The organism is Bradyrhizobium barranii subsp. barranii (assembly GCF_017565645.3).
Taxonomy (GTDB): domain Bacteria; phylum Pseudomonadota; class Alphaproteobacteria; order Rhizobiales; family Xanthobacteraceae; genus Bradyrhizobium; species Bradyrhizobium barranii.
Genome location: NZ_CP086136.1, coordinates 4,143,184 through 4,161,981 on the forward strand (window position 1 = coordinate 4,143,184; position 18,798 = coordinate 4,161,981).

The following is an 18,798-nucleotide window of genomic DNA, read 5'->3' on the forward strand; positions in this document are numbered from 1 at the left end:
ACCGCGTGGGGAACGGGGGACGACACTTCGGCTAGCATAGCCTTGGCCGCACCGGCGCTTCACGTTGCCGGTCGTAGCTTCAAAACTTCGGCGTCGGGCGGCAGCATCGTTCCACCGTCCCGGTACTTCCAGTCCACCATCACGCCCTTGTTGGCCCGTACAGTGGTGCGGCCGACGAAGGTCCCCATCGTGCTCTGATGGTCGATGGAACGCCAAATCGCCGGGCCGAACGGCGTTTCGAAGCCGACGTTGCCAAAGCCGTCGGCCATCGCCTCGGTATCGAATTTCCCGAGCTTTGCGATCGGCGCCGCGATGGAGCTGATCAAGGCGTGACCGACCACGGATCCCATCGTGGGAGCCTCGCCATATCGCGCGGAATAGGCCGACACGAAGGCGCTGTTGGCGTGACCCAAGACCTCGGTCACCGGATAGCCGGTCACGATCCATCCCTCCGGGGCGTCCTGCCCGAGGGGAAGAAGGTATTCGGGTTCGCCGGTCGTGAACGACACGACGTGTCGCCCTTCGAACAGGCCGCGATCATTGCCTTGCCGGACAAATCTGGCGAGATCGGGTCCGAAGGTGACGTTGAGGATCGCTTCGGGCTTCTGCTGCGCGAGGGCGTTGACGACCACGCCGGCATCAATGGCACCCAGCGGCGGCCACTGACTGTTGATGAACGCGACGTCGGGGCGACGGCGGCTCAGAAGCTGCGTGAACCATCTTACGGCCGACTGGCCGTATTCGTAGTTCGGGGCGATCGTCGCCCACCGCGTCGCCTTCAATTGAGCTGCCTCCTCCACCAGCATGGCTGCCAGCATGTATGTCGAGGGGCGGAGCCGGTAACAATATCGATGTCCTTGCTCCCAAACGAGGGCGTCGGTGAGCGGTTCGCTCGCCACGAAGAGGATCCGGTTTTGCCGGGCGAAGTCGCTGATAGCCAGTCCGACATTCGACAGATATGCGCCTGCCAGAAGATCGACGTCATTCCGTCGCACCAGTTCTTCGGCGGCACGCAGCGCGACGCTCGGCTTGCCTTCATCGTCCCGGCTGATGACCTGCAGCTCTCGCCCGAGCAGGCCCCCGCCCGCATTCAGCTGTTCGACCGCCAACTGCCAGCCGCGACGATAGGGCAGGGTAAACGCGGGCGCGCTGCTATAGGAGTTGATCTCGCCGATCCTGATCGGTCTCGTGCCCTGGGCGCGGATGATGCCGGGCGAAAACACCGACGCGCCAACACTGCCTAAGACCTGTCGTCGAGAGATGCTCATCTGGTGCGATCCGGAGGATTGAGTGTGAGGGCTGGTCCAGCGCTGCAGGACATGTCGTGCCGGTCGAAAGATCAGCAACCTAGTGGCAGGTGCAGGACGGGGGCCGGTCGTCGCCGCCTGTCGAAATCGAGATGCCCGGACTTGCAGCGAGACCGCGCGCAAAGGCGAGCGCGGGAAGATCGACCTCCCGATCGAACAAAGCGCTGACCGGACCGACGAGATCAAGCGCGGTCTGCTGGCGGTCCGACGCTGCCATGATCCTTGCCCAGGCTGCCGCGACCTTCAGCTCGTAGAAGCGGCATTGCTGCTCTCTGGCAACGGACAGGCCCTCGGAGAACAGGACTTCCGAGCGGGACCGATCTGACGAGCCATCGGCAAGCAGGATCTCGCCCTTGATCCGCAGCAGATCAGCAAGGCACCACAATTGCTGGCCTTGCCGGGAGATGGCCAGGGCATCTTCCACGGCGGCCAGGGCCTGCGCACTCTCGCCGACCGCGAACAGTCCTTCGGCGAGCGATCCGAGAAATTCGGGATTGCGCATCAGCCAGCCGTTCTCGGCCCGCGCTTTCAGTCCGCTGCGCAGCAGCTCTATTCCATCGTGATGTCTGCCTTGCAGGACGAGCAACTGCCCCTTCAGGCAGGACGTCCAGCTCGTCCAGAAAGCTATTCCCTCGCGCGTGACGAGCTCGAGGAGAGACGCTATCGCCTGATCGGCAGTGGCGACATCATGCGTCATCAGCGCAATGGGGCACACGGCGTTCCGCAGCGCGTAAGCGATCGCGAGCTTGTCCTTCTCACGCTGCGCCTCCTCGAGGCATTCCGCGGCCAGGGATCTGCTCTGGGCGATCTTTCCCTGGAGCAGCAGCACGCGGGCTAACATGGCTTTTGCCAGGACGCTCTGGTTGAGCAGGAACCACATCTGGTTCGCGCCGTCCTTCAATCCGTGAGCCGAGTGGTCTAGGGAGAGGGTTAGTTCGCGTCGAGCTTCCTCCTGCGCGCCGTAAAAATGGGTGGCGGCGCCGATCAGGCGGCGGCCGACCGTCTCGTTGGCGGGGTTTCCCGTGCGAAGGGCGATCTCCAGATATCGCTCTCCGACACTCTTGGCCGCGTCGTATTGGCCCGAGTTGAGATTATAGCTCCACAGCGTCCAAACAGCCTTGAGCTGAAGCTCGAGATCGGACAGCTCTTCGCCGAGCGCAAGGCCGATGTTCAGGGCCGCTTTCATGCGATCCGCCGAGCCAGTCGTATTGAGAAGCGCGAACCCCAGCGCGACGTAGAGCTGCGCCTTGAGCCTTGGATTGCAGGTCAGCTCTCCGTCAAGATGGGCGAGAGCGTGCTCGATCCGGGTCGAGCATTCCATGAAGGACAGCAGTTGCATCCACACCGGCACAAAGCCGGCCGTCAGCTCTACGCCGAGCGCGGCATCGCCGCTGGGTGCGAAGGCCCAGTCGAGCGCCGCATGCACGTTTCCAATTTCCTGGGCAAGGCGAGTGAGATCGTCGGAGGCGGGGGAGGCATCGCCAGGTGGCATGATGAGCTGTCTGAGAAAGCCCGCATGCCGTCTGCTGGCCTGCTCGCAGAGCCCTGCTTCTGCCAGCTTCTCCAGAGCATAGGCGCGGGTGGTCTCCAGCAGACGCCACCGCCCTTCGAAGGAGGGATCGAGCGCGACCAGCGATTTTCCGACCAGATTGAACAGTGTTTCGATGACGTCCGACCGGGACAACGCGTCGTCCATCATTGCAATGGCCGCATCGAGTGTGAAACCTGCCGGAAACACCGCGAGCCAGCACAACAGCCTTTGCTCGTCGGGCGACAACAGATCGTAGCTCCAGTCCAGCGTCGCTCGCAGGGTCTGGTGCCGTGGCAGTTGGTCCCTGCGGCCGCCGCTCAGCAACTCCATTCGCCTGTCCAGGCGAAGCAAGACCGTGTCTACCCCAAGATTCGCGGTCTGAGCCGCGGCGAATTCCAGCGCGAGCGGAATTCCGTCGAGCCGGCGACAGATGGCAGCCACTTTCAGCAGATCGTCCGCGCCTGGAGAGAAGTTCGCGCGTAGCGACTGTGTGCGAGCGACGAAGAGCTGCACGGCGCTTGCCTGCAACAGCAAACCGGGATCACGCAAACCAGAGTCCGGAACCGACAGCGGCGGGATGGCCGCGACGTATTCGCCATCGATGCGGAGGCCTTCCCGACTGGTCGAAAGAATAGTGACATTGGGACAATAGCGAAGTGCAGCACTCGCGATCTGTGCAGCGACGTCGATGACATGCTCGCAATTGTCCAGGATGAGAAGCAGACGCCGTGACCCGATGGCCTGGGCGATGCAGGCGGCCGAAACCTCCTTGTCACTCAAGGCAAGCTTGAGCGCACGGGCGGTGGTCGATGTCGCAAGTGCCGGATCATGCAAGGTCGCGAGCTCGACCAGCGCCACCGCACCATCGAATGAGGATGCGACCAGGCGCGCAAGTTCGATGGCCAGCTTTGTTTTCCCGATGCCTCCCGGGCCGACCAAAGTCACGGCCCGATATGCGAACATAAGTTCGGCAATTTCGCTCAGGCAATCCTCGCGCCCGATAAGAGGAGCGCGCGTGTTCGGCAGGTTGTTCGAAAAGGATTCGATGGCCGGGACGGATACCGATGTCGCTGCGGGCTGATCCAAATGCCCGCTTCGCCAGGTCCCGGCGAGGGTATATCCACGGCCCGAGATCGTCTTGAGGAGATCGCGATCTTTGCCCAGCGCCTTGCGGACGGCGGAGATATGGACTTGTAGCGTGTTGTCCTCGACGGCCAGGCCTGACCAGACACTTCCGATCAAATCATCCTTGGTCACCAGGTGACCGGCGCAACCCGCCAGCTTCTCGAGAATCTCGAATGCGCGGCTTCCGATCGGGACCGTGATGTTGTCGCACTTCAGCTCTCTCCGCTGGCAATCGATGAGCCAGTTACCGAAAGAGTAGGTTCGTACGGCGGGCGAAGGCGACATAAGGGGGTCCGTGGATCAGCTTCACTGCCGCAATCTAGGAGAGTGACGTGACCCCCAAAGATCACCGCCCCTGGCAAGATTCTGAAAGCGTCAGTATGCCCAGGTGTCCTACAGGGGAGGCCGTTGGGGTGTCAAGGCGACCTTCTCAGTAGTCGGCTGTTCGCCATGGCTCGATGCAGGCGTCCGAAACGCTCGTTGCTTGCACACGAATTCGTGAGGACGAATGGGAGTGCCAAAATGGGAGAGCGGGCCGGAAGGAGCGTGCAGCACATCCCGACAGCAACACGGGGCAGGGGACTTCGCGTCGCAACGGTTCAGAAGCTCGGCAGCCTGCTTGGTCTCTTCGTTATCGAGCGGTCGAAGCGACACCTGTTCACATCGCGAGCTGCAGGATATCGCGCGGCATCTCGATTGAAAGGATGGCACGACGCATCGCTTCGACGGTGTCGGCATGTCGGCGAAGGAGAGCCTGAAGTTTCCTGATTTTGCGCCTCTTCACTCGCGATCGGGCCATAGCTTGCTACCTTACTCTGCGATCGATGCGCTTCGCCGGAATGGAGCATCATCGTTTGGATTGTCCTTGCCAGAGTAAGATCATGTCTCAGCCATTATTACTGTCGCCACAACCGAAGCATGGCGACACCCAGGCGACCGTCACCGCGGACGAAACAGATTTCCGCTCGGCCATCGCAATGGCCTCGATCGCGCCGCTTCCGAAGGTCATCGCGCCTACCACCGTTTCGCGCAGAGACGATCTGTCCCCCCTTGACGCAACGACGATTGCCTTCGAGCGGCTTGGTCTGGTCATTGCGATCGAAGGGCAGCCACGGCGCAGCTCCAGCATATCCCCGTGTAATCCGGCGCGCGACACCGGCTGGCTGCGCGTCAAAATCCCGTGGCAACGCGCGGCCATGACTGCACCTAGCTCTCCGACAACGGCGTCCATTTGTGACGACGATCCGGTAGTTCAGCGCCTGTCCGAAGCTCTCGTCGCGATGGAGCGATTGAAGGCCACCGATAGCGCCCTTTGCGTCGACGCCCTGCGATTTGCCGTCATTGCCCGGCTCCTCGCCTTGCGGTCCGAGGCGGAGCCGAGGTTCGACGAGCGAACCCGCGTCGGCCAATGCACTTCTGAAAGGCCGGTCCACGGATTGCAGAAGTGGCGGCTCAAGCGGGTGCTCGACTATATCGAGACTCACTTCCGCAAGAAAATCGTGCTGGCGGATCTTGCCGCGGCCGCGGGCCTGAGCCGGATGCATTTCGCCGCCCAGTTCCGCGCCGCGACGGGTTGCAGGCCTCACGAATATATCTTGCGGCACCGGATACAGCGTTCCAAGGATCTGCTGCGGGACTGCGAGATGCCGATTGTTGAGGTCGCGCTCACAGTGGGTTTTCAGAGCCAGGCCCACTTCACGACGACGTTCAGGCGCTTCGCGGGTGACACGCCGAGTCGATGGCGAGATGCCGCTGCGGCTGGATTCGATCTTTGATGCCCTTGCCTCGAGCGAGTAGGCCTCGCCCCCGCGGGGCCTGAGACTGCAGTGGCGAGGTTGGTGAATTCCGCGATGGAGCTGGTATCGCTCTCGGATCCGCTGCAGATGCCGGGCCGCGGCGTTGGTACGGATCAATGCGTCTCAGACATGGCCGGTCGGAAGAACGGGGCTTCATAGGGCCGCCATTCTTCCTCCAGTCACGTCCGCGAGATGGAAGCCCCCGAAGCGCCGAGATGAACCTCTTCAAGTCCGCGCTGACGATTGCCTTGCGGCAAGGGGGCGCGCTCCGGTTGGCGTGCTCAATAGCCCGACTTGGGCTCGCACGGAGGCCGACGCCAGGGGTCGCTCGCATACGCACCGACGTCGGGAGCGCGAACACAGTTGCGCTTGGACGTCACCGGAACGCGCTGAACCGACGCATAGGCGTCGTCATTGGTCCGGCGCGCCTGGTTGTTGCCTTCGCGAGCCATCGCGGGGGAGGCGATCATGGCCGAAACCATCAGTCCGGCCGACAAGAGCTTCAGTGTAGTCATTGCACGTCTCCTTGACAAAGCGACGCCGGGAACGCCTCGGCTCGCCTGCCAGACATGTGTACGCATGTGTCGGATGAGCAGTATCAATTGAACGATCATTTTCGCCTTTGCACGAAGTCGGCGCCCGCGCTTCATCTCGAAAGCGATTGCTCGCTAGTCGGGCGAAAGCGTTATCTGGTCCGAATGGCCATTCATGAGCGGACCGAACCATTCCCACTTCTCGCCGGTGAAACGCATCATTTGGAGATGCTCGATCGGGCGAAAGTCCGTCGGCGATGTCTTGACCCGGACGCCGGGAATATAGGCCGCCCCCTCGATGTCGAGATTCGTCGCCACCTGCATGATCCTCTCGCGCGTAAGATCGTCGCCACAGCGCCTAAGCACCTCAACGAGCGCGCTCGACATATTGAATGCTACCAGCGGGCCGCTTTCGGATCGATCTGCGTCCGGATAGTATTTCGCCATGAACGCGCGAAAATGCTGCATGCCCGGGTATGAGTCCCACTGCGGGTCGGTCACGTCCATCTGGTACCCGGCACTCAGGACTCCCTTCGCGTTGTCCAGTCCTGCGAGCTTCAACACTGAGCCAACCGAAACCGAGACGTTCGTCATGATGTGGACGGGATGCCAGTCCAGCTCGGCGAGCTTCCTGATCGCCTGAGCCGCGAATTTTGGCGTGGCGACATTGATGAAAATGTCGGGGGCGGCCGCCTTGATCGCCACGATCTGCGAGTCGATTGTCGGCTCGCTGATTTCATATGGCAGGCTCGCAACCACCATTTGCGCGTACCTGTCTTGCAGCACCTCCTTCAGGCCAGCCAGATAATCGCGTCCGAAGTCGTCGTTCTGGTAGAGGATGCCGATCCTGGCGCCAGGGTAATGCGTCAGGACATAGTCCGCGTAGATGCGTGCCTCGGTTCGGTAGCTCGGTAGCCAGCCGATCGTCCACGGAAAGTGGACGGGATCAGCCCAGCGAGATGCTCCCGAAATGGCGAACAATTGCGGCACGTGGCGATTATTCATGTACCTTTGAATGGCGGCGTTGCTCGCGGTGCCGAAGGGGGCGAAGATCGCGAGCACTTCGTCGGCCTCGACGAGCCGCCGTGCCTGCTCGACCGCTCGGGACGGATTGTAGCCATCGTCGTAGGAGATGAACTCGACTGTCCGGCCGTTGATGCCGCCATTGTCGTTGACCATGCGAAAATACGCACTCATCGTCCTGCCGATGATGCCGTAAGCCGATGCCGGGCCGCTATAGGGCATGATGTTGCCGATCCTGATCTCGGTGTCGCTCGCACCGGGATCGTATCGCTGTTGCGCAGAGGCGCTGGCTGCGCCGGCCGCAAATATGACAGTGACGACCGCTAGTTTTCGCAGGCGCCTCGCAATGTCCGGACTCAAATGGCCACTTCCACCGGTGATCAAGCGATGCCTCCATAGCGCTGCTGGTCATCGTGCCTGCCGGGCGGCGGTATGGCGCCAATGGAGGGCCTGCTCGTCCAACAGTCGATAGCCGGAGTGTAGCGCGGGACCCGCCGCGAGCCGGATTACAGAAGCTGAAGAACTGTGAAGTTTTACAATGGTGTGCGTAGAATTGGCCCGTCACCGGCGCCCGATCTGGGGGAGCGTTCTACGCCGTCGTCGCGAACAAACGTCCGGAGCCGATGATATCGATCGAGGCTCCGGACCCGCGGGGTGCGCCGCATGGCGCGGTCGCACTCCGAGCGAGGTCACAGACAGGCATGGTGACGCGGCAATTTGCCTTTGCGTGTTGCCGCCGCTCACCGATGCCCGTGGCGGTTGTAGATGTGGCCCGCTCCGAACACCGGAGCCGCGCCACCGGACCGCTCGAGACCCATTCGCCCTGCCGGCGTCAATGCGCCGCCATTCAGCACGTCGCGATTGGGATACATTGATGCAAATGCGGCGGGCTCCTGATCGGCAAAGGACCAAGCCGCGGAGGCGGATGATATCGTTGCCGTTGAGAGCAGCACTGCGGCGATCAGGGTTTTGAATGCACTCATAGCGAATCTCCATTGTTCGTGACGTGCGGAGAGTCGCTTGGCGATGATCGCTGCTCGGCTGATGGCGTTTCCGGAATTGCTTTCTATACCGGGCTATATAGGCAGTCCGGCCAAAAAACCCCGATTGCTGTGCATCACTCTTGCGAGAAGATGACGGGAATATCAGGCAGAGCGCGCGGTTACGAAGGTCTGATGCGTCTTCGAAGCCGAACTCTGTCACAATTGTCATAGTTGCTCGCGCGATCGTGCATGGTCGAATCGTGTGCGACGCCCAGTTCAAGGTGCAGGTCATACAACATGAGGAGTGTGAGCCATGAGACTGCTCTGGTTTCTCTGCGTCGTTGCCAGCCTTGCGCTCTCGGGCGTTGCATCTGCCCGCGGCGGCATGGGATCTCACATGTCGATGGAGAGCGGCGGCGCGCTCGGTACCAGCGCTGCTGCGCCGGGAACGAACTCGCTCGGCACCGCGCTCCCGTCATCGGAGGGGGTTGGTCATCCGACGAAGGGACCGCTGCTCGGCTCGGATGCGACCATCGACAAGGAGGACGCACGGGTTGAGAAGATGCTGGAAGGATCCATCTGTCGCGGCTGCTGACGTGCGAGCATTGCGATATTTGCGGCGAGTGTCTGGCGGCCTTGGTCGCCGGACAGATTGTGTATTTTGAAAGCGTTGGTGATACGCTGGGCGCAAGATCAAACAACCGCCTGGGGCTATGCCGATGATGGCCGAGCCAAACCAGCGCCCCGTCTACGCTTGCGCTGAATGGGAGATCGATCTTGCCAGACGCGAACTGCGCTCGATGGGAGAGTCCGTTCCTCTGGGCGGTCGTGCCTTTGAGATTCTTGCGGAATTGGCTCAGGCCGAAGGCGGGCTGGTCACCAAGAATGACCTGACAGAGCGTGTCTGGCGCGGCGTCTTCGTCGAGGAGAGTGCACTTCGGGTCCATATCGCGGCGATCCGGAAGGCCTTTGGTTCGGATCGTGACATGCTGGCGACAACGGTCGGCCGGGGCTATCGCCTGCTGGGTTCATGGCGGACCCGGCAGATGGATGCCCCGCTACAATCTGCCGCACCCCAGCCACTGCCGTCGACCAACATTCCCAATGCATCATTCGTTCTCATCGGCCGCACCACCGCGGTCGCGCGTTTGTGGGAGCTTCTGTCGGCTTATCGCGTCGTGAGCCTCGTCGGGCCTGGCGGGATCGGCAAGACGGCCCTTGCACTACAAGCTGCCAGGACGCCGCCAGCCGGTTTTGCGGCCGACCGGTTGCTGGTCGAATTGGCCTCGCTGCCCGATCCCAAGCTTGTGTGCTCGGCCGTCGCCAGCACGCTCGGTATCAAGCTCGAAGGGGAGGAGATCACCCCGGGCTCCATAGCGCGCGCGATTGGCGCCAGGCAGTTGTTGCTCATTCTCGACAATTGCGAGCACGTCGTTGATACCGTGGCCCAACTGGCCGAGACGATCGTCAGCCAGTGTTCCGGAACGATCGTCCTGGCGACAAGTCGCGAAGCGCTGCGCATTGACGGCGAACATGTCTATCGCGTTCCGCCCCTGGGGGTGCCGCCCGAAGTCCGGCTCGGGTCTGACGCCGCATCGGCCTACACGGCGGTAGAATTGTTCACGACCAGAGCGAAAGCGCTGGGCTCCAGCTTCGCGCTCGACGAAGAGAACCTCGATGCCGTCGCAGCCATCTGCCGCCGGCTGGATGGCATTCCGCTCGCGATCGAGTTCGCGGCGGCACGCGCCGTGATGCTCAGTCCGCCGAAGATCGCGGCACTTCTCGACGATAGGTTCAAATTTCTGACGACCGGCCGGCGTACTGCGTTGCCCAGGCAGCAAACGCTTCGTGCGACGCTCGACTGGAGCTACGATCTACTGCCGGACGCCGAGGCGCGGGTCCTGCGGCGGCTCGGCGTGTTTGCCGGAGAGTTTCTGCTCGATGCCGTGATCGCGGTCGCGAGCGAAGGGATGGGCGACGTCACCGCGGAGCTTGCCAACCTGGTGGCAAAGTCGCTCGTCCTTGCGGATATTCGCGGCGAGCGCCCGTACTATCGCCTGCTGGACACCACGCGCGCCTATGCGCTGGAAAAGCTTCACGCCAGCGGCGAATTTCCCGGCGTCGCGCGCCGCCAGGCCGGATACTATGGCGGGTTCTTTGCGAATGCGGAAGCTGACAGCGAAGTGAAGCCGCAGGCGGAGTGGCTCGGCTTCTATGGCCAGCACATCGACAACGTAAGATCCAGCCTCGATTGGGCTTTCTCGCCCGACGGAGATGCGCAGATCGGAGTGGCGCTGACCGCAGGGGTCGTCCCGTTATGGGTACAATTGTCGCTCCTCGCCGAGTGCCGCGAGCGGACCGAACTGGCGTTGGCCAGCCTCGACGGCAGCGCCGCGGGCGCTTTGCGGCTCCGCATGCAATTATCGGCCGCGCTTGGCTGGTCACTGATGTACGGCGTTGGCAGGGCCCGAGAGGCCGGTCCGGCTTGGGCGGCGACCCTGCAGCTGGCCGAGCAGCTCGGCGACAGCGACTATCTCCTGCGCGCGCTTTGGGGGCTGTGCATCGATCAATTCAACAACGGCGAGTTCCGCAAGGCGTTGGAATTCGCGCACCGCTTCGCGGATATCGTGGCCGATTCCCAAAATTCGGTCGACCGGATGATGGGCGATCGGCTGCTTGCCACCACGCTGCACTACCTCGGTGACCAGCGGTTGGCGCATCATCACATTGGGCGGACCTTGTCTCGCCTTTCCGATCTGGCGGCGAAGCCGCAGGTGATCCGTTTCAGGTTCGACCTGCGTGCCTCGGCACGCTATTTCCAGGCGCGCATCCTGTGGCTTCTCGGGTTGGCGGATCAGGCACTGAGCGTCGTCGAGCGCAATGTCGAGGAGGGCCGAGCGAGTGGTCATGCTCTGACCTTCTGCAGCGTGCTTGGCCAGGGCGCCTGTCCGATTGCTTTCCTGGCCGGCGATCTCGATGCTGCGGAAGGCTATTGCACCATGCTGCTCGAGCACACCGAACGTCATCCGATCCGTCTATGGAACGTATGGGCGCGCGCCTTCAGGGGCATGGTCATGGCGCGGCGTGGCGATGTCGCCGCCGGACTGACGTTGCTGCGCAAGGCGCTCGAGCTTGCGGGCGAGGCGCGTTTCCTGCCGCGCTTCCTGCTTCCTCTCGGCGAACTGGCGGCATGTCTCGGAGAGGTCGGCGAAGTATCGCTGGGGCTTGCGACAGCGGATGAGGCGCTCGCGCGCTGCGAGGCGAGGGATGAGCGGTGGTACGCGGCCGAGCTCTGGCGCATCAAGGGCGAGTTGCTCCGGCATCCCGGCGAGCGTCGCTCGGCTATCGCTGCCGAGCAGTGCTTCGACAAGGCGTTCGAAGTGGCGCGCGGCCAAGGTGCGCTGTTCTGGGAGCTGAGGGCGGCCATCAGCCTGGCACGGTTGAGGACGAGTCAGGGCCGTCCCGCCGATGCGCACCAAATCCTGGCTTTTGTGTACGGCAAATTCACCGAAGGTTTCGAGACCGCGGATCTCAGGCTCGCGAGAGCGATGATGACGGAGTTTTCGACCTCATAGGGCTGACGCGCGGTACTACAGGATGCCCCGGGGGCGGCGTCCGATACATGTCATCGGACGCAGGTGCGGCCTCGGCGAGCGCCGCATCCCCCGTGCTCCAGAACGTTGGCTTCGAAGTCCTATTGCCGGACCAAGAATGCGCCGGCCCCTCGACGCGGTCTTTCCACGCCGCGCGCTTCTATCCGGATTGCACGGCATCGCCGCCAGCCGCACGACCTGACCCACAGGAGTTGCGATCACGCCTGATGTCGCTGCGGGTTCGCGCACTCCCAGGCGCGCCCGTTGCGGAGCCATCAACTCGCGGCGAGCGAGCCCGAAGGCGGAGACGCCAATTCGGCCAGCAATTCGCTGGCCGCTTTCAGGACGGGCGTATTGAACCCCTCGGTGAATCGTCCATAGATGGGCGCGAGCACGTCTTGCGCTTCACTGCGGCGGCCCCGCCGCTGCAATAGCCCTGCAAGACCGATTGCCGTGCGCAACTCAAAACCGAGCGCCCCCTGATGTCGGGCAAGGTCAAGTGACTGCGCCAGGCTCCGCTCCGCCTCCAGGAAGTCGGGATTGTCCTTGCGGATCAGCACTTCTGCCCTTGCCCGCAACATGTCCGGCATCTCCACCATGAAGTTGCGACGCCGGCCCCGGGCAATCGCCTGATCGAGGATGTCGAGTGCTTCATCTCCACGACCTGTCGCCGCCAGAGCTTCCGCGAGCGGCACGCAAAGTCCGGCCGCCGCGCCGTAGCGCTGGCTCTGCAGCTTCTTGACGGAGGCGTTCAGCATGGCCAGCCCGATATCACTCTCGCCGCGCGCCAACAGCGCAATCCCTTTCATGGCGTCGCCGACCGTCTGGAGGGTGGCGAGATTATGCTTGCGGGTCTCCACGAGGAGCCTGTCAATGTGCTCTTCGCACACGCCCACATCCCCGTTCCAAAGGAAAACACCGAATGCCCAGGGCAGCGCTATGCACAATATGGTCGGATGGTTGATGGCGATCACATCGGAGATGGCTTGGCGCGCCGTCGCCGTGGCCTGATCGGGATGTCCCTCGAGCCACAAGATGCGGGCGAGGGTGATTTGAGGACGCTTCGGGTAATCGGACGTCAGGCCGCCACGGGAGTCGCCTTCCAGTCCCGGATGGGACAGCGCCGCTTCGACGTACGAGCGAGACGCGGCAACCTCGCCCAGATAGTGGCACGACGTTCCGAGCAACATGCGCATGCGCGCCACTCCGACGGAATCGTTGCTGGCGAGGGCAATCGCTTCGCCGCGCTTAGCGGTGGCCAGCGCATCGTCAAAATTGCCGACCAGCAATTGGAGCAGATGCAGTCGGCCACGGATTTGGCCGGCGACATCGCCAATTGTCTCCGCCAACCGGACCGCTCTGTCGAGATAGCCGACGCCCAATTCGTCGATTTGTCCCGTCAGCATCCGCGCCGACGCCAGCGCGGCATGAAGTGCGAGGTCGTGCCTGACACTTCCGCCCGTCTCACGAAGCGCTTCGATTGCGCGCGTGACCCAGAGCTGGCATTCGGTGAAGAGCGACAGCTTGAAGAACAGGGGGATCGCTGCGGCAGCGAGGCCGACGCCGGTTCTGCGGTCGCCTCGATCCGAGAAGCACCACGCCAGCGCGCTGCGTATGTCGCCGAATTGATCGGCCATCGACGACAGGCCTTCATTCGGCTCGTCGGCCGTCTCTTCAAGCAAATCTCGAAAGTAGGAGGCGTGGCGTAGCGGCACGATCTCGGCGTCGGTGCTGGCGGCGAGCTTCTCCTGCGCGTAGGCCCGCGTCGCGTCCGCGAGCCTGTAGCGAATCGATTGCGAGTCCTGGTTCGGGGCAAGCATCGACTTGGCCACGAGGTTGTCGAGCGCAGCCATGGTCGTGTCGTCGCTGGTCGCATCGCTGCCGGCGATCGCTCGGGCCGCATCGGCGGTGAAGCTGCCGACGAACACGGATAGCTGGCTGAGAACCACCCGTTCGGGCCCGGATAGAAGATCGTAGCTCCACTCGATGGTTGCGCGAAGCGTGCGGTGCCGGGGCAGCGCCGTGCGTCGTCCTTCCCACAGCAGATTGAAGTGCTTGTCGAGGAGTTGGACCATGGCCTTGACGCCGTAGGCGGTCACATGGCCGGCGGTGAGCTCGATCGCGAGCGGGATGCCATTGAGCCGACGGCAGACGTTGCCGACGTCCGACGCGTTCGCATCCGTCAATCCGAACCCACCTCCAGCTGCGGCCGCGCGTTCCACGAAGAGCTTTACGGAGGGGTAGGCAATCGCGCTCTCGGCCGTCAGAACGGCGTTTTCCGGCGGGCTTGTCAGAGGCGAGAGGCGATATGTGTGCTCGCCTTCGACCCGCAGCAGCTCCCGGCTCGTGGCCATGATGTGCAGCTGCGGTGCCTCCTGGTAGAGCCGTTCGGCCAGCGCCGCCGCGGCGTCGACGACATGCTCGCAGCAATCCAGAATGAGCAGCATCCGCCGGTCGCGCAGGAATGCAACAAGACTGTTTGAGGGATCGTCCGATCGCGCCCGCAGTCCGAGCGAAGATGCTGCAATGGCCGGCACCAGAGCGGCATCGCGGGTCTCGCCGAGACTGACGAAGTGAACCTGGCCGGCGAATTCCGCGAGAAGGGCGTGGCCCGCGGAAACAGCGACCGTCGTCTTGCCGATGCCGCCCGGGCCGACGACCGTGATGAAACGCTGGGCTTTGAGCCTTTCCGATATATCCTGGATGGTTTGCTCGCGGCCCACCATCTGCCAGGGATGTGCCGGCAGGTTGTGCGCGCGAACAGGCTTGGTCGGTGCAGGTTGATTCTGCTCCGGTGTCGCGGCCGAACCGACGAAACAATAACCCTGTCCCGAGACCGTGCTCAGATATTTGGCGCCGGCATTGCCGTCCCCGAGCGCCTTGCGGAGTGCTGCGATATGGACGCGCAGGCTGTTGTCATCGACGCTGGAGCCTGGCCATGTCCTGGCTATCAGATCGCCCTTGCTGACGACTTCGCCCGCATGCCGGATCAGTGTCAGCAGCAGGTCAAATGCGCGAGCCGACAGTTGGACCGGATTGCCATCCTTCTCGATCCGTCTCTGCGAAGCGTCCAGACGAAACGGCCCAAAGACGAAAATCTCTTGAGCGGAGCTCTCCTGGAGAGAGGGTCCGGTCGTGGCTGTTGTGGCGTTGCTCTGCCAGCGGTGGACCATTTGGAAATATCAAATCCGACGACCAACTCGTCGTACTCTATGACTTGAACTCGGGCCGAAACGTGTGACCGCGGTGGCAGCTTCAAACGTAACATCCAGCAGTATCGCGGTAAAGGATCACCGATGGATGTCGCTGATCACTTTCGTCCGGAGGGCAGGGAACTCCGGGGAGAGTCCTGATTTTTTGGGAAACGACCGTCGATTGGGGAAATCTCCGCCGATGGGCGATCTCATCGGATCAACACCGGCTTGAGAAGATCCTCCAGGCCGATCCGGCCGAACAGTTCCGTGCGTGCGCGGTCGGCGACGGCGTCGACAGCTGCCGCCCCATCGTCATCCGGGCCGAAATGAACTTTCAGCGGACGTTGTCCGAACGGCATGTTCACGACATTCGCAACTGTGCTTGCGACATCTTGTGGGGCCGTATCCTTCGGCGAAAGCTGCGCGAGTCCCGCAAGCGCGATTTCACTCACGTCGGCGGTCGGACCATCCGCGTATTCTTCCGCCCGAACAGTATCCTGCGGCCGGCCGGATCGGACATAGTGGCCGGGTCCGAGAGCACTGGGAACGATGATGGTCGTCTCGACGCCCCAACGTGCGAGCTCGCCGGCGTAACTGAGTGCCAGCGAATCCAGGGCGGCTTCCGTTGAAGCACAGGCGCCGAGGAACGGAACCGAGCTGCCCCGTGCGCTGCTTGACGTGATCCATATCAGCAAGCCCTGACCTTGCTTGCGCAATTGTGGCAACGCCGCGCGATTGAGGCGCTGTGCGATCAGGACGTTGGTATCGTAGAGCTCGGCGAGCTGCTCCGGCGTGAAGGCTTCTGCGGGTCCGTAAACGACTTGCCGGGCATTGTGCACGACCACGTCGAGGCGGCTGTTTTCGGCGATGATGGTCTCAACGGCCGAGGTCACTGAGGAGTCCGAAGAGACGTCGAACTCGATCGTGCGGAGATCGGCGCCGGGCTGGCCGGGATTTGATCCAGCCTCCTCGATCCCTTGCGCAATAGGGCCACTCATTTCCCGGCTTGAAACGTAGACCGTGTGGCCTGCCTGCATCAGTTGCCGGCAGGTGGTTCGTCCGATGCTGTTTGCAGCACCCGTGACGATGATCACTTTGCTCATTCGATTCCCAATCGCATTCCAGCCTCTGCGGCGCTGGCGGCCCCGTCGCGACACGGTCCATCGTTCGGGAGTCGACCGCCGCCATCGTGCGAAGCGCATCTGGAATAGGGCGGGGCGCAGGGTGGGTCTTTTCGGGCATCACGATCGATTGTCAAATTGCACGAAAAATTTCGAGAATGCCCGAAGCCGGATCCGGTCCGGCGAACGCCGAAGACAGTTCAGGCGTGCCTTCGCGAAATTGGCGGTGGGTTCGAAAAGATCGGGCCTTGGCCGCCGGCTACAAGGAGGCTGCTTCGCTCGAAAGAGCGCCGCGCGCACCCGATCGCCAGGCGGTCTGCGCATCGCAAAGGAGACCGGATGAATCAAGGCAAGCTACCACGTTCGGGGCTTGGGTCCCTCGTCCTGATTGCGGCCGTGGTCGGCGGCGGCGCGGCTGCCTTCGCATACACTGCGGGATGGTTCTCGCCGGGGCGTCTGACGCCGGAACGGATGATCGCGGCGCTGACGCCTCCGAGCGGCCCGCCGCTCGGGCACCGGCGAAATCATGCCAAGGGAATCTGCTTCACCGGGACATTCGAGGCGAATGGAAACGGTGCGGAGCTCTCCCGGGCCAGGGTCTTCGCGCAGGGGCACTATCCGGCCTTGGGCCGTTTCAATCTCGGCACGGCCGATCCGAACGCGGTTGATGCGACCGTGCGCGTCCGCGGCCTCGGATTGCTGATCACGACGGCAGACGGCGAAGAGTGGCGCATGGCGATGATCAACCCGCCGTTCTTTGCGGTTTCCACGCCGCAGGCATTTCACGACCTGCTGATCGCATCCGGCAAGAAGGATCCGGAGGCGATGAAGGCGTTCATTCAGGCCAACCCGGAATTCGGCCCCTTCGCGGCCTGGGCCAAGACGGCGCCCTGGACCGGCAGTTATGCGGAGGAGCCCTATAACGGCCTCAACAGCTTCGTCTTCACGGACGCCGGAGGCGGCGACCACACCGTGCGATGGTCGCTGTTGCCCTCGGCGCAACCCATTCCGATCTCGCAGGCCGACCTCGAAAAGCGCGGGCCGGATTATCTCGAGCAGGAGATCACCGAACGGGTCCGGACCGCCGGTCCACTGCGATGGACCATGGTCACGACCGTCGCCGATCCGGGCGACCCGACCGCGGATCCGAGCAAGGCCTGGCCGGAGAACCGTCGCAAAGTGGAGGTCGGAACGCTGATCGTGCAGCGGATCGAGCCGGAGCGCGATGGACCGTGCCGCGACATCAATTTCGATCCGGCGGTCCTGCCACAGGGAATCCGGGTGTCGGACGATCCGTTCCCGGCTGCACGCTCATCGGTCTACCGCAAATCCTACGATCTGCGCGCGGCCGAAGCCAGGGACTATCCGCGAACCGGGACCGCCAAGCCATGACCAGCGCTCCTCATCGTTTTGCCCTGATCCAGCGGGTTCTGCACTGGCTGATGGCGGTCTGCATCCTCGCCATGCTGTTCATTGGCGTCGGCATGGTCTCCACGGTCGCGCCGAAATATCTGCCGCTCATCCTGGTCCACAAGACGATCGGCGTCACCCTGCTGGTCCTCGTGCTGATCAGGCTGGCGTTGCGACTGTATTACGGTGCGCCGCCATTGCCGGCCGATCTTTCGAGACCCATGAAGTTTGGAGCAAAATTGTCGCATCAGCTCCTGTATGGCCTCATGATCGTCATGCCGTTGCTCGGCTTCGGCATGCTCTGGGCTGCGGCCTATCCGGTCGTCCTGTATGGCGGGATCCGAATTCCCGCGCTGCTGCCGCAGAGCGACCTGATGCACACGCTGCTCTGGAATGCCCACGTCTATCTGGGTTTCGCGTTCTTTGCCCTCGTGCTGCTGCATCTGGCGGCGGGGCTATTCCACGCATTGATCCGTCGCGATGGCGTATTCGCATCGATATCGCTTCTGCCGCTGTGGGACAGGGTGACACAAGCGAAATGAACCCGTTACGTGCCGGCGGGCGCCCCTCGCAGGCGTGCGATCCCAAAAGGATCTTTCGCGCCGGAAAGATTCCTCGCGCACCGCGTGGCTAGATGTTCCCAACCTCCAACAAGGATGCCGACCATGACCAAAGCAGACCTCCAAAGCCCGACCGATCTCGGAGCGAATGCGAACCGGGACGTTCCAGCCGCGCTGAGAGCGCTGCTTGCCGACGTTTTCGCGCTCTACCTGAAGACCAAGAACTTCCACTGGCACGTGTCGGGCAGCCACTTTCGCGACTACCACCTTATGCTCGACGAGCAGGCCGACCAGATCTTCGCCATGACTGACGACATCGCCGAACGCGCACGCAAGATCGGCGGCACGACGCTACGCTCGATCGGCCACATCGCGCGCGAGCAGCGCATTCTCGACAACGATGCCGACTATGTCGATCCGCAGGACATGCTCGCCGAGCTGCGCAGCGACAACCAGCAGCTAACGCGGGAAATGCGCCGGGTCCACGAGCTCTGCGACGAGTACGGCGATGTCGCCACCGCGAGCGTCCTGGAAAACTGGATCGACGAGACGGAACGTCGCATCTGGTTCCTCTATGAGACCGGCCGAAGCGGCCAGAACCCGTAAGTGCAAAGCACGCCGT

13 protein-coding genes are annotated in these 18,798 nt (G+C 62.8%); 6 read left to right on the plus strand and 7 right to left on the minus strand.

From position 1 onward, the window contains the following. Positions 1 to 59 precede the first annotated feature (59 nt). Positions 60 to 1,268: an ABC transporter substrate-binding protein gene (locus J4G43_RS19495; RefSeq protein ID WP_208089359.1), complete on the minus strand. Its 1,209-nt coding sequence runs from the start codon at positions 1,266 to 1,268 to the stop codon at positions 60 to 62. A 79-nt stretch (positions 1,269 to 1,347) separates the two neighbouring features. After that, positions 1,348 to 4,248 (minus strand): ATP-binding protein, encoded by a 2,901-nt coding sequence (locus J4G43_RS19500; protein WP_063984304.1) that lies wholly within the window; start codon positions 4,246 to 4,248, stop codon positions 1,348 to 1,350. Positions 4,249 to 4,844: 596 nt separating this feature from the next. On the opposite strand from J4G43_RS19500, the gene J4G43_RS19505 reads away from it, so the two are divergent. Beyond that, a complete protein-coding gene (locus J4G43_RS19505) occupies positions 4,845 to 5,738 on the plus strand; it encodes a helix-turn-helix transcriptional regulator (RefSeq protein WP_208085986.1) in 894 nt (297 codons plus the stop codon). 302 nt (positions 5,739 to 6,040) lie between these two features. On the opposite strand, the gene J4G43_RS19510 is transcribed toward J4G43_RS19505, so the two are convergent. The 3 genes from J4G43_RS19510 to J4G43_RS19520 form a co-directional block, all read right to left on the minus strand. After that, complete coding sequence (locus J4G43_RS19510; protein ID WP_063984302.1) at positions 6,041 to 6,274, minus strand: hypothetical protein; 234 nt, start codon at positions 6,272 to 6,274, stop codon at positions 6,041 to 6,043. A gap of 153 nt (positions 6,275 to 6,427) precedes the next feature. Further along, a complete protein-coding gene (locus J4G43_RS19515; RefSeq protein WP_225004968.1) occupies positions 6,428 to 7,675 on the minus strand; it encodes an ABC transporter substrate-binding protein in 1,248 nt (415 codons plus the stop codon). Positions 7,676 to 8,055: 380 nt separating this feature from the next. Beyond that, positions 8,056 to 8,298 (minus strand): hypothetical protein, encoded by a 243-nt coding sequence (locus tag J4G43_RS19520; protein ID WP_063984300.1) that lies wholly within the window; start codon positions 8,296 to 8,298, stop codon positions 8,056 to 8,058. Positions 8,299 to 8,611: 313 nt separating this feature from the next. On the opposite strand from J4G43_RS19520, the gene J4G43_RS19525 reads away from it, so the two are divergent. Both J4G43_RS19525 and J4G43_RS19530 read left to right on the plus strand, forming a co-directional pair. Continuing rightward, positions 8,612 to 8,893, plus strand: a complete 282-nt coding sequence (locus J4G43_RS19525) for a hypothetical protein (protein ID WP_028153535.1) — start codon at positions 8,612 to 8,614, stop codon at positions 8,891 to 8,893. A gap of 124 nt (positions 8,894 to 9,017) precedes the next feature. Beyond that, positions 9,018 to 11,873: an ATP-binding protein gene (locus J4G43_RS19530; RefSeq protein ID WP_225004975.1), complete on the plus strand. Its 2,856-nt coding sequence runs from the start codon at positions 9,018 to 9,020 to the stop codon at positions 11,871 to 11,873. Between the two features lie 293 nt (positions 11,874 to 12,166). Here J4G43_RS19530 and J4G43_RS19535 read toward each other — a convergent pair whose 3' ends face one another. Together J4G43_RS19535 and J4G43_RS19540 are read right to left on the minus strand one after the other, a co-directional pair. After that, positions 12,167 to 15,064: an ATP-binding protein gene (locus tag J4G43_RS19535; protein ID WP_208085988.1), complete on the minus strand. Its 2,898-nt coding sequence runs from the start codon at positions 15,062 to 15,064 to the stop codon at positions 12,167 to 12,169. Positions 15,065 to 15,294: 230 nt separating this feature from the next. Then, positions 15,295 to 16,188, minus strand: coding sequence for an SDR family NAD(P)-dependent oxidoreductase (locus J4G43_RS19540; protein WP_063984298.1), 894 nt, complete (start codon positions 16,186 to 16,188; stop codon positions 15,295 to 15,297). 357 nt (positions 16,189 to 16,545) lie between these two features. Here J4G43_RS19540 and J4G43_RS19545 point away from each other — a divergent pair, with 357 nt between their 5' ends. The 3 genes from J4G43_RS19545 (at position 16,546) to J4G43_RS19555 (ending at position 18,782) form a co-directional block, all read left to right on the plus strand. Further along, entirely contained in the window at positions 16,546 to 17,598 is a 1,053-nt protein-coding gene (locus J4G43_RS19545; protein ID WP_063984297.1) for a catalase family peroxidase, read from the plus strand. After that, positions 17,595 to 18,158: a cytochrome b gene (locus J4G43_RS19550; RefSeq protein ID WP_208085989.1), complete on the plus strand. Its 564-nt coding sequence runs from the start codon at positions 17,595 to 17,597 to the stop codon at positions 18,156 to 18,158. Before J4G43_RS19545 ends, J4G43_RS19550 begins: the two co-directional genes overlap by 4 nt. Positions 18,159 to 18,281: 123 nt before the next feature. Next, positions 18,282 to 18,782, plus strand: a complete 501-nt coding sequence (locus J4G43_RS19555; protein ID WP_063986515.1) for a Dps family protein — start codon at positions 18,282 to 18,284, stop codon at positions 18,780 to 18,782. The last annotated feature ends 16 nt before the right edge of the window (positions 18,783 to 18,798 follow it).